This window comes from Allopusillimonas ginsengisoli (assembly GCF_004153455.1).
GTDB classification, from domain to species: Bacteria; Pseudomonadota; Gammaproteobacteria; order Burkholderiales; family Burkholderiaceae_B; genus Allopusillimonas; species Allopusillimonas ginsengisoli.
Window position 1 is genome coordinate 322,481 of record NZ_SDQE01000001.1, and the last position, 10,985, is coordinate 333,465.

Consider the following 10,985-nt stretch of genomic DNA (forward strand, 5'->3'; position numbering starts at 1 on the left):
TCCTCTTATACGTCCAGCAACGATTTGTGCTTAATGTGGCGCGCGAACACCTGCATGAACTGCGGGTCCAGCCGCGCGCCCCAGACCGCCAGAGAGTGGCCGACGATCCACAGCACGACGCCCGGTATCCACAATTGCAGACCCAGCCCCACGGCAGCCGCCAGCGTGCCGTTGGCAATGGCCACGGTGCGCGGTGCGCCGCCCAGCAGGATGGGTTCGGTCAGCGAGCGATGCAGCGGAATTTCAAAGCCGGACGCGAAGCTCGATGCGCCTTTGGTGTCGACACTCATACGACGGCCCCGCCCGAGAACGAAAAGAACGACAGGAAGAACGAAGATGCGGCGAACGCGATGGACAGACCAAAGACAATTTGAATCAGTTTGCGAAAGCCTCCGCTGGTGTCACCAAAGGCGAGCGCCAGCCCCGTGGCGATAATGATGATGACCGCCACAATGCGCGCCACCGGCCCTTGAATGGACTCCAGAATGGATTGCAGCGGCCCTTCCCAGGGCATGGAGGAACCAGCGGCGTGTGCTGCGCCGGCCAGGAGCATCAACATCATGGCCAGCAGCAACCCTTGCGCGGCAGGCCGGACAAGCAGACGCAGGCGGTTCATAGTAGAAAGCGGAATCACGGAAATACGAAATACATCAGCAGGCGTCATGGCAGTTCTCCAACGGAATCAGGGGATGGGAAGATCGCCGCAGCGGGTGCGGCATCGGAAATAGGTGACGGTGCAGAAAGCGGCGTCTCCAGCGCATCCCCCAGGCGATAGCCCGCCGCATCGAAACCCATGACACGGGCAATGCTTTCGACGCGGCGCTTACGGCCCCGTCCGGCGATGTGGATCACGACGTTGACCGCCTCGGCGATGAGCGCACGCGGCGGGTTCACCGCGACTTCCAGAATCAGTTGCTCCAGGCGCAGCAGCGCACCCAAGGCGGAGCCAGCATGGATGGTGGCGATACCGCCGGGATGGCCGGTGCCCCAGACCTTGATGAGATCCAGGGCTTCGCCGCCGCGCACTTCGCCAACCACCACGCGGTCGGGGCGCAGACGCATGGTGGCGCGCACCAGCTCCTGCATCGACACGACCCCGGCGCGGGTGCGCAGTGGCACGTGGTCACGGGCCGCGCATTGCAGTTCAATGGTGTCTTCCAGCACCAGTACGCGGTCGCCCGTGGCGGCGATCTCGGCCAACAAGGCGTTGGCAAGCGTGGTCTTGCCGGTGCTGGTGCCGCCGGCGATCAGGATGTTCTGCCGCTCACGTACCGCAAGCCGCAGAAACCCGGCCTGATCAGCGGTGACGATGCCGTCGGCCACATAGCGATCCAGGCTGAGGATGCTCACCGCCCGCTTGCGTAGCGCAAAAGCCGGGCCGGGTGCGGCGGGCGGCAAGATGCCCTCGAAGCGCTCGCCTGTTTCGGGCAGTTCAGCGCTCAAGAGCGGCTGGCCGCGATGCACTTCCGCGCCAACGTGCGTCGCGACCAGCCGGATGATGCGCTCGCCATCGGCTTCGGACAGCTCGACGCCCAACGGCGTGCGGCCCGTAGAGAGCCGATCCATCCACAGGCTGCGGTCGGGGTTGAGCATGATTTCCACCACGTCCGGGTCTTCCAGCGCGGCGGCGATCAGCGGCCCCATTGCTGTGCGCAGCATCTGGATGCGGCGGTCCAGCGATGTGGACGCGGACGAACGAGGTTCATGCAAGGACTGCGGCGCGATAGTCATGAGACACGCTCCTGCGCTTCGAAATGCGCTGGCGCGTCGTCCATACGTATCGGCTCGGGGTGCAACTCATCCACCACGTCGCGCACCAGGCTGCGACCGCGCAGCAGGTGGCGGCCAAGCTGTTCGACGAATTGCTCAAAGCGCGCCTTGCCCTGCGCACGGGCCGCATCCTGATGGGCTTCGGGCACCGGCGTGCTGACCGTCAGGTAGTAGCGCACGAACAGCGCCAGCGTTTCGATCTGGATATTCTGGTCACGCTCCAAGCGCTCGAACTGGCGTGACAGGCGATCCAGGCGCTTGGCCATCGCCGCTTCGCGCTGGTCGCCGGCATCGGGCGAGAGCCACGAAGCCAAGGCGGCGGCGACGATGGACGATTTGGACACCCCTTTCTTGGCGGCCAGCTCGTCCAGGCGCTTGGCGTGTTCAGGGTGGATGAAGAGATTCAGGCGATATCGGCTCATAACTGGATTCCGTCATCAGGGTCGAGGACAGCCAGCCGCGCCACGCGCTGCATGGCCGGATCAAGCTGGCTGGGAAGAACAGGCGCCAGATCGTCGTCATCGAGCAGCGCCAGGTCGCTGGCGGGGTACTCTGGCTGCGGGCTGTAGGTGGCGGCTTCGTCTAGCTCGGGCCGATGGCGCGGGCCGCCGTCATCGGCCACGCCCGCCATGCCATCGCCACCCGCCGAGGCGGGCGCAACGGGAACAGCCGGAATCGACAGACCGCTCCAATCATCGGGACGGGCCGGCGGTGCATCCGCATAGCGCCCGGCGGCAAGTACCGGCGGCGCCAGCACGCGATGCTTGAAATTGGCATCCAGGTAGTAGCGCAGCTTCTTAGCCTTGATCGGCGCCACGCTGGAAACCATCACCACCGCCTCATCGGGAGGAAGCTGCATGACTTCGCCGGGGGTCAATAGCGGCCGCGCTGTTTCCTGGCGCGACACCATCAGGTGCCCCAACCAGGGTGCGAGCCGGTGGCCCGCATAGTTACGCTGGGCGCGCAGTTCGGTGGCCGTACCCAAAGTTTCGGAAATCCGCTTGGCGGTACGCTCGTCGTTCGTGGCGAAGGTCACGCGCACATGGCAGTTATCCAGAATGGAATGGTTCTGGCCGTAAGCCTTGTCGATCTGGTTGAGCGACTGCGAGATCAGGAAGCTGCGGATGCCGTAACCGGCCATGAAGGCCAGCGCCGTCTCGAAGAAGTCCAGGCGGCCCAGGGCCGGGAACTCATCGAGCATCAGCAGCAGCTTGTGGCGGCGAGCGATGCCGTCGGAACCGTCCAGCGATTCCGTCAGCCGCCGCCCGATCTGATTGAGAATCAGGCGAATCAGCGGCTTGGTGCGGCTGATGTCGGACGGCGGCACCACCAGATAGAGCGACACGGGATGGTCGGCAGCGATCAGGTCGGCAATGCGCCAGTCGCAGCGTGAAGTGACTTCGGCCACCGTGGGGTCGCGGTACAGGCCGAGGAACGACATCGCGGTGGACAGCACGCCCGAGCGTTCGTTATCCGACTTGTTGAGCACTTCACGCGCGGCGGAGGCCACCACCGGATGCGGTCTGCCTTCATCCCCATCCGTGCCCAGGTGCGGGGTCGTCATCATCCGATGCAAGGTCAGCTCGAACGGGCAGGCCGGGTCGGACAGAAAGTTCGCCACGCCGCGTAGCGTCTTGTCTTCGCCCGCATAGAGCACATGCAGGATGGCGCCCACCAGCAGCGCATGACTGGTTTTCTCCCAATGGTTGCGGCGCTCCAGCGCACCTTCGGGATCGACCAAGATGTCCGCGATATTCTGCACATCGCGCACTTCATGCGCGCCGCGCCGTACTTCCAGCAGCGGGTTGTACCCTGCGGATTGGCTATCTGTGGGGTTGAACAACAGGCAGTGCGAGAAGCGCGCGCGCCACCCGGCCGTGATCTGCCAGTTCTCGCCCTTGATGTCGTGAATGACGGCCGACGCCGGCCAGGCGAGTAAGGTGGGCACCACCAGGCCCACGCCTTTGCCCGAGCGCGTGGGCGCGAAGGCCAGCACATGCTCCGGTCCTTCGTGGCGCAGGTACTGCCCCTCGTGCTGACCGAGGAAAACGCCAACGGGTTGGGTCAGTCCGGCTTCACGGATGTCGCTCGTCTCGGCCCAGCGAGCTGAACCGTAGGTGGTGACCATCCGTGCCTGGCGCGAGCGCCAGATCGACATGCCGATGGCAACCACCACGGCAATCAGGCCGCTGCCGCCCGCGATCAGACCACCGATATTGAAAACCTCGGAGGCATAGGCGTCGAAGAAGAACCACCACTCGAACAGTTTCCAAGGGAGATAGATCGGCGTGCCGTAGACATCGAACCAGGGCGAACCCAGGCGTAGCTGATAGCCCAGGGCGGCGGCTGTCCATTGTGTGGCACTCCACACTCCGGCGATCACGATGCCGAATACGACGGCGATCTGCCCGAACAGCACGTTCGTCCCTTGCATAGCCTGGCCTCCGATGTCTCCTGCGCTGATTCCTCAAAAAGGCGGCACGTGGGTGTGCCTGCCATATGAGGATCGGTGCCGGGCCAGTGCAGGTCAAAGACTCTTATCGGGACAATGCTGACGAAAAAAGCATCAATTCATATAGGAGCGAATACAAGAAAAAAGCCGCAGGCGTGGGCGCGCTGCGGCGTGTTGGCAAAGAAAAACGGGATTTGTCAGAAAATGCCGACAAATCAGAACTTGGGTGGCGTATCCGATGGGGTGTAAGGTACAGTGCCGTCACCGTAGAAGCGCTGGCGCGTTGCTTGAGCCACCCGGTCACACAGTAGATCTCCCATATTGGTACGATCTGTTTTGCACTGCTCGCGTAGCTCTTTTAACGTCGTCGGGTCGGCAGCCAACTCCTCTACAGTCGCGACATCCGGTTTCTGTTCGGGTATTTCTGATTGGCCGCAACCGCTTAGTGTGGCTACCAGAAGAATAAGGGTGACTCGTTTCATGGCTCTATCTGCTCCTTAGAGTCGACTTCAGATTACATCGGCTTGAACTGACGGAGTATGTCAATAGCCTGCACGCGCTTGATAAAGCGGGACAACTCATCAGAAACATCATCATCCCGACGCAGCAGGTACGTCATCAACATCGGCGGGCGGCCCGCTAGCGGCCGTGCCACTATACCTGGCTCCCGGCTTGCAGCAATATGTGGGGCGCTAGCTAGGCTAAGTGCAAAACCCGCCGACACCAATGCCATCATCAGGTCGTAAGATGCAACTCGCTCTGCGATTAGAGGCTCTACTTCGGCCTGCCGCAACACCCGGTCTATTTGACGGGAGAACCCTTCACATGCCAAAGGATCACACAGCACAAGTGGATACCGCAGGACTTCACTCAAAGGAATTCGCTTATAACTCAGCAACGGATGTCTCGCCGGCACGGCTACCATCAGCGGGTCGCTCCATACCGGTTCGGCAACTATGCCATCTCCAACCTCATTGGATTGTGCAAGCCCCACATCGTACAAGTCTTCTTGCAGCCCTTTGAGCTGCTGCGACACAGGCACCTCGAATAGGCGGATTTCAACTTGAGGCTCCTCCTGGCGGCAGAGCGCTAACAAGGCCGGTAAGCGTAATGGAGTAATGCCATCGGATAACGCGAAGCGCAATTGACCGTAGAAGCCATTGGCCGCCGCTTTGACACTGTCTCTGGCTTGCTCTAAGGAGACGAAGACTCGTTGTGCATGCTCCAAGAACAGCAGGCCCGCCCGGGTCAGTCGAGTGCTTCGTGTAGTTCGAGCGAATAACACAACACCCAACTCATCTTCTAGTTCTTTGATAGCGCGCGACAGGGGTGACTGCTCGATGTGGAGCCGCTCCGCGGCGCGTGCAAAATGGAGCTCTTCAGCAACCGCTAGAAAGCAACGCAGATGACGCAGTTCCACCGCACTCTCCATTAATTAGCTTGACCTGATCCCACGAGCACTTAGCAAATGCCGTAGCTCGTTAGAGGTGTTTTCCCCACCATCGATGACCGGTTTCTCAAATGCCTCCGTTACTTCCGCTGCTGGACTGCAGCGCATTCGAGTGCCACATGCTCGACAAGCGACGGCTATAACGACATCGGACAGCAATCACCAGAAATACCGCTACCAACATCAGCACGGGGCTATCGCCGAAGCGGGTATACGGGGTTAGGCCCGTCATACCTTGCACCGTGACCGGCAGCACGCCAGAGCGGTGTGGGGGCAATGCGGCCAGAACACGGCCATGCGGATCAATAGATGCCGTAATGCCGGTGTTGGTGGAAGTCACCATAGGTCGAGCAGTCTCAATGCTGCGCAACCGGCCGATTTGTAGATGCTGGCGAAGTGCCCACGTATCACCGAACCAGCCGAGATTGCTTATGTTGACGATAACGCTCGCACCTTCGTCGCTGCCGGAGCTCGCGAGTAACGCCGGTAGAATTTCCGGCCCGAAAACGTCCTCATAGCAAATGTTGAAGGCCAGTTGCTGCTCGCCTACCGTGAACGGAGTCTGTCGGATAGGACCGCGGTCGAACTCGCCCATGGGTATGTCGAGCATCTGCACGAACCACTCAAAGCCCGGTGGTACATATTCGCCCCATGGTACCAAGTGGCGCTTATCATATCGCTGCGGCATCGTGCCTTCTATCAACTGCTGCACCGGCGTACTAGCGTCAAAACCAATTGCACTATTGGTATACCGAAACTCTCCGTTCGTTTGTGCGATTCGAAGAGGCGCCCCCATAGCAATCGTACTGTGCTGGCGCTCGGCAACGTCGCGCCACGCTTTCCAGACATGGGCTTCGAGCTGGTCCTGGAATACTGGTAGTACGGTCTCAGGCAGCACGATTAGATCGGGAACTGGTTCGTCAGGAAGAGGCGGTTTCGTCGCAAGCTGCAAGTGCCTGGCAATGCCCAGTTCAAGCAATGCCGGATCAAACTTCTGAGACTGCTTAATATTTCCTTGAACTAGCCGAATATTCAATGGCTTACCTTCGGCCGAAGCCCATTCGACATGAGTCAAAAGCTCGCCCACGCCGACGACGACTACCAGCGCAGACAGCGTGAAAATGGCAGGCCGGCGCAAAGAAGTAGGAGACGAACAAAGAGCGGCCAGTGCAGCCGCTACGAACGCAGCTGACAGCGCGGTACCATGCACGCCCAGGACTGTCGCCCATCCTGCCAGCGGGCTATCAACATGAGCGTAGCCGATATTCAGCCATGGGAACCCGGAAAAGGCCACAGCGCGCAGCCACTCCATACTTGCCCATGCTCCCGACCAAGCCAAAGCACCCATTAGGGGCGCTGTGCGTAAAGACGGTGGCCGCAGCCAAGAAAAAATTGCACATGCTATACCGGTAAATAAAGCCAGAAAGGCCGATAACGCAATTACACCAGCAGCAGCCAGCGTAGCGGAAAGACCTCCATAGTGATTCATGCTAATAAAGAGCCAGTACAAACCGACTCCGAAGCTCACCGCGCCGAACCACCAACCTCGTATGGCAGCTTGTTTAAGCGACTTGGCATCGCCAACGACACGCACAAGCACCGCCAAAGATGCGATCTGTACAATCGCCAACGACCAGGAAGGCAGCGGGCCTATCGCGAATGTCATTGCGTGTACGCCACCAGACAGGGTCAACACCGTAGCGGAACGCAAATACCCGACCGGGAAAGAGGCTGACTTTATGCTTGGGAACACGCTATGCCAGATGGACAAGCTATTACGACCGAATGTATGCCCAACCGCTTTGTTGTAGGCGAACAAGCTCAAGGACTGCGGCTCTATCCAGTAAGCGAAGCGGCTGTCGATTCTCCCTATTGATTCGAGCAAGAGTATTCGGACACACCCATGTGAACTCATCCGCATCTGGATGCGCCTCATCCAAGGCTTCGGCAACCGCCTCAGCATTAATGACGATACACACATCTGCTCCAGGATCCTCCCGTCTCAAGTTCATCGCGTTGCTGCGCGCCCGCTGAAGCGCCTCAGACGTCGGTGCGTGAAACACAACTTTCAGTTCATTATCTTGCTGCATACTGTTCATCATAATTAGGACATTAAATCGAGCAGTGGCGGCTCGAGGGCCACGCTATATATGGATTGCAAAAACTAATCCTAGAATAAAGCTAGAAATCGAACGGGCATGGACAGTCATAAGCGGCTCCTATGAATGTGGGTCACTTTAAGTACCGATTTGCTGGGACGCCGATTTCAAAGCGCTCTGCAACATCTCCTCGATGGAGGGATGGTAGTACGGCATGGTCAGTAGCTCATTGACGGTTTGCTTCGCCTGAATCGCCCATGCGAGCAGGTGCGCTATATGTTCACCTCGAGTCAGCAGCATGCTGGCGCCAAGCAAAATGCCCGTATCCGGCTCGGCATAAACTCGCAGCAGGTTATCTTGTGCACCCAGTATCTTGGAGCGACCATTGCCACTGCCTTCGGCCAACCCTATGATCGCGCCCTGCTGCATCGCGGCATCGTAGGACACCCCTACAGTGCAAACATCCGGGTCCGTAAACAAGATCGACATCGGCACTCGGCGTGAAGTACTTGGCCGCTGCTCATCGCGCAAGTAGGACAATGCGGCCTGCGCCGCCATTAGTCCTTCATCCGCTGCCTCGTGCATCAAAGCTCGGTCGGGTTGCACGTCGCCGGCAAAGAAAATCGGCACATCTGAGGCCTGCATGGTAACGGGGTCAATAGATGGCCTACCTTGATCATCCAGCGAAATTCCCGCAACCGACAGATTCAGTGCAGCAGTATTGGGAGCCCGTCCTGTGACGACCAGAAGGCGGTCCACAACGGCACTATGCTCACTCGTACGCATGAGTACCCCTTCGCCCGCCAGGTGGATTTCCACCGAGTCTCCCAGCCACATCGGCAGCTCGCTTATGAATGCTGAAATGGCCCGCTCCTGAACCATGGGATCTTGAATACCACCGATAGTATGGCGCTGATCGGCTCCTATTACTTCTACGTCTAGACGAGCGAGCGCCAAACCCAGCTCAAGGCCAACCGCTCCCATGCCAAGAATTCCCAATCGTTTCGGCAGAGACTCCTGGTCGAAAAGGGTATCGGTTGTCAGGATTCTAGTCGCAACACTTTCAAGTGCTTTGGGCACAACAGGGCTAGAACCGGTAGCGACAATAAAGGCATCGGCTTCGAGACACTCCGATCCTATCTGCAAGACGCCAGGTTCAATGAAGCTTGCTTCGGCCAGAATCAGACTATCTTTTGCCGCATTGCGCGTACGCTCCGCTGCCCCGTTGGCCAACATGTCCCGTGTCTCGCGAGCATGCTTCCACAAAGCTTGTCGTCCTCGCGGGAAGAGCACAGCGCCATCTGGCAATTGCTTTACGGTCTTCCAGCGCATACCCGCATGCAACGCAGCTTTCGACGGCATACATCCGACGCGGGCACACGTCGTGCCCAGTGGCCCTCGATCAATGAGAGCCACTTGCTTGCCTGCAGCTTTTATCGCATGGAATGCTGTGATTCCCGCAGTGCCTGCGCCAATAATGGCGACATCGATTTTCCGGTTGGGCATTGAACTCCCTTTATCCATAATTAAAGAAATGGGCGTTGAAGCATGTTCGCAACAGCGCGCCTGTCTAAGAACCGTTAGCCGATATTGCGCGTGAGCATCATGGCCGCCACCACAACGCAGGCGATGGCAAAAATTCGCTGTAATACCATTGAGGAAATCTTCGGCACCAGCAAGCGAGCGCCCGCCATGCCTGCGAGTGCGGCGGCCGAGAATGCCCAAGTTGCAGCAGTAAGTGAAAGACCTTGTTCTGACGCAATGAAGACGGTGACTACAGATAGCAGTGCAATCACCAACAGAGATGTTGCGACGATGCTGTGCATGCGAAGTTCGCTGAAGTACCCCAGCGCGGGGACGATGATGAATCCACCGCCGATGCCCAACATGCCGGTAAAAAGGCCCGAGACCACTCCGATACCGCCCAGCGTTGTGACGGTGCGTGGGTTCCAGATGAAGCGTCCGGTCTCCTTGGATACTTTGCAAATCCCAGATTGCATCAGGGGCAACTCGCCATCGTTTTGAACACCGCGTGAAGACATGAACATGCGGTAGGCGACCACAAGCATGACGGCGACAAAGATCAAGTTCAGCCACCGGGAAGGAAGCCAGTGAGCCAGCCTGATGCCGAGTGGCGCAGTAATGGTACCCGCTGTCGCCAAGACAATCGCGGCTTTGTACCGAACAAGGCCTTGGCGCAGCCCTTGCAATGCACCAAGCATCGCTGCGGAACCAACGGCCATGAGTGCCATAGGAGCAGCCGCACGCATATCCATACCCAGGCCAAACACCAGTGCCGGTACGGCAAAGATACCGCCTCCAGCCCCAGTGAGTCCTAAGACAGCGCCGATTACAAGCCCAAGCAGCCCGCCACTAAGCATCATGCCCCCTGCCTTGACACATAATTCCGTACGTCTGTACTCAGATGATCCATCAGCGCGGACCCAACACTTCGGTCAACGCGCCCTGTTGCGGCATGCCGTTGTACTTCTGGATCAACCCTTTATCGTCCTGAACGATGATGCCAGGGGTTCCTCGAAATCCCATCGAAAGCATGAGCATCTGATTATCTTCGAGCGTCCGCTGTACATCGTCCGGTACGCTCTTGGCGGGCGTAATACCGCCCTGGTCGAACTTGACTTCATTCTCTCGCAACGCGGCTGAAGGATCGGCTGCGCCAAGAATCGCCGCCGCTTTGGCCGGGCTGTCCTCTTTGATGACGCCGACTAACAGGTGGCGCAACTGGACCTTTCCGGCATCAACCCACGGACGCGCGGCCTCCCAGAACAAATGGCAATAGGGACAATTTGCATCGGTGAAGGCATAGACGATACGCGGCGCGTCTGCCTTGCCATCCAGCACCCACGTGGCCGACTCCAGCTGCGCCCACGCCTGGTCGCTGATTGGCTTGGCAACCAGGCTCTGCAGTGTCGCTTGGTCAATCGGTTCGCCCTTGGCATTCAGGCGCGTGCCCGCAACGGCATTACCATCGGCCAGGACGTAGACCGCGACGGGGCTGTCGCCGAGAACACCGGCGAAGGCGCGCACGCCTTTACCGGCCTCGAACTCCTGCTTGAAGATGACACCTTGGTCTTCCAACGCGTCGATAACTGGCGGTTTATCCGTGACTTGGGCCAGGCCTCCGCTGGGCATCAGAATGAGAGGCGCCGCAGTCATGAAAGCGAAAAGCACCCGCGGTGCAAACATAGTCGTT

Annotated in this window: 11 protein-coding genes; all 11 read right to left on the reverse strand. The window is 59.2% G+C overall.

Translation table 11 applies throughout. The features are described 5' to 3' along the window. Nucleotides 1–5: 5 nt before the first annotated feature. The 11 genes from ERE07_RS01655 to dsbG all read right to left on the reverse strand — a co-directional run bounded on the left by ERE07_RS01655 (nt 6) and on the right by dsbG (nt 10,978). Entirely contained in the window at nt 6–290 is a 285-nt protein-coding gene (locus tag ERE07_RS01655; RefSeq protein WP_118994239.1) for a VirB3 family type IV secretion system protein, read from the reverse strand. Next, nucleotides 287–664 carry a TrbC/VirB2 family type IV secretion system protein gene (locus tag ERE07_RS01660; RefSeq protein WP_118994238.1) on the reverse strand — a complete coding sequence of 126 codons (378 nt, stop codon included), beginning with the start codon at nt 662–664 and terminating at the stop codon, nt 287–289. Before ERE07_RS01660 ends, ERE07_RS01655 begins: the two co-directional genes overlap by 4 nt. After that, nucleotides 661–1,731 (reverse strand): P-type conjugative transfer ATPase TrbB, encoded by a 1,071-nt coding sequence (gene trbB, locus ERE07_RS01665; protein WP_118994237.1) that lies wholly within the window; start codon nt 1,729–1,731, stop codon nt 661–663. Before trbB ends, ERE07_RS01660 begins: the two co-directional genes overlap by 4 nt. Next, nucleotides 1,728–2,192: a ribbon-helix-helix protein, CopG family gene (locus ERE07_RS01670; RefSeq protein WP_118994236.1), complete on the reverse strand. Its 465-nt coding sequence runs from the start codon at nt 2,190–2,192 to the stop codon at nt 1,728–1,730. Before ERE07_RS01670 ends, trbB begins: the two co-directional genes overlap by 4 nt. Further along, nucleotides 2,189–4,204: a conjugal transfer protein TraG gene (locus ERE07_RS01675; RefSeq protein ID WP_118994235.1), complete on the reverse strand. Its 2,016-nt coding sequence runs from the start codon at nt 4,202–4,204 to the stop codon at nt 2,189–2,191. Before ERE07_RS01675 ends, ERE07_RS01670 begins: the two co-directional genes overlap by 4 nt. 233 nt (nt 4,205–4,437) lie before the next feature. After that, on the reverse strand, nt 4,438–4,704 hold the full coding sequence (locus tag ERE07_RS01680; protein WP_118994234.1) for an EexN family lipoprotein: 267 nt from the start codon (nt 4,702–4,704) through the stop codon (nt 4,438–4,440). A 32-nt stretch (nt 4,705–4,736) separates the two neighbouring features. After that, a complete protein-coding gene (locus ERE07_RS01685) occupies nt 4,737–5,642 on the reverse strand; it encodes a LysR family transcriptional regulator (protein ID WP_118994233.1) in 906 nt (301 codons plus the stop codon). Nucleotides 5,643–5,739: 97 nt separating this feature from the next. Then, a complete protein-coding gene (lnt, locus tag ERE07_RS01690; RefSeq protein ID WP_118994232.1) occupies nt 5,740–7,338 on the reverse strand; it encodes an apolipoprotein N-acyltransferase in 1,599 nt (532 codons plus the stop codon). Between the two features lie 571 nt (nt 7,339–7,909). Then, a complete protein-coding gene (locus tag ERE07_RS01700; protein ID WP_128354954.1) occupies nt 7,910–9,277 on the reverse strand; it encodes a dihydrolipoyl dehydrogenase in 1,368 nt (455 codons plus the stop codon). Nucleotides 9,278–9,351: 74 nt separating this feature from the next. Then, nucleotides 9,352–10,155 carry a sulfite exporter TauE/SafE family protein gene (locus tag ERE07_RS01705; RefSeq protein WP_118994230.1) on the reverse strand — a complete coding sequence of 268 codons (804 nt, stop codon included), beginning with the start codon at nt 10,153–10,155 and terminating at the stop codon, nt 9,352–9,354. Nucleotides 10,156–10,204: 49 nt separating this feature from the next. Continuing rightward, nucleotides 10,205–10,978 carry a thiol:disulfide interchange protein DsbG gene (gene dsbG, locus ERE07_RS01710; RefSeq protein WP_118994229.1) on the reverse strand — a complete coding sequence of 258 codons (774 nt, stop codon included), beginning with the start codon at nt 10,976–10,978 and terminating at the stop codon, nt 10,205–10,207. Between the last annotated feature and the right edge of the window lie 7 nt (nt 10,979–10,985).

Bases quoted from the DNA above. Each gene is read 5' to 3' on its own strand.
- ERE07_RS01660 (WP_118994238.1), bottom strand. From the start codon at position 664: ATGACGCCTGCTGATGTATTTCGTATTTCCGTGATTCCGCTTTCTACT.
- ERE07_RS01670 (WP_118994236.1), bottom strand. From the start codon at position 2,192: ATGAGCCGATATCGCCTGAATCTCTTCATCCACCCTGAACACGCCAAG.
- ERE07_RS01705 (WP_118994230.1), bottom strand. From the start codon at position 10,155: ATGATGCTTAGTGGCGGGCTGCTTGGGCTTGTAATCGGCGCTGTCTTA.
- ERE07_RS01700 (WP_128354954.1), bottom strand. From the start codon at position 9,277: ATGCCCAACCGGAAAATCGATGTCGCCATTATTGGCGCAGGCACTGCG.
- ERE07_RS01655 (WP_118994239.1), bottom strand. From the start codon at position 290: ATGAGTGTCGACACCAAAGGCGCATCGAGCTTCGCGTCCGGCTTTGAA.
- ERE07_RS01675 (WP_118994235.1), bottom strand. From the start codon at position 4,204: ATGCAAGGGACGAACGTGCTGTTCGGGCAGATCGCCGTCGTATTCGGC.
- lnt (WP_118994232.1), bottom strand. From the start codon at position 7,338: ATGACATTCGCGATAGGCCCGCTGCCTTCCTGGTCGTTGGCGATTGTA.
- dsbG (WP_118994229.1), bottom strand. From the start codon at position 10,978: ATGTTTGCACCGCGGGTGCTTTTCGCTTTCATGACTGCGGCGCCTCTC.
- trbB (WP_118994237.1), bottom strand. From the start codon at position 1,731: ATGACTATCGCGCCGCAGTCCTTGCATGAACCTCGTTCGTCCGCGTCC.
- ERE07_RS01680 (WP_118994234.1), bottom strand. From the start codon at position 4,704: ATGAAACGAGTCACCCTTATTCTTCTGGTAGCCACACTAAGCGGTTGC.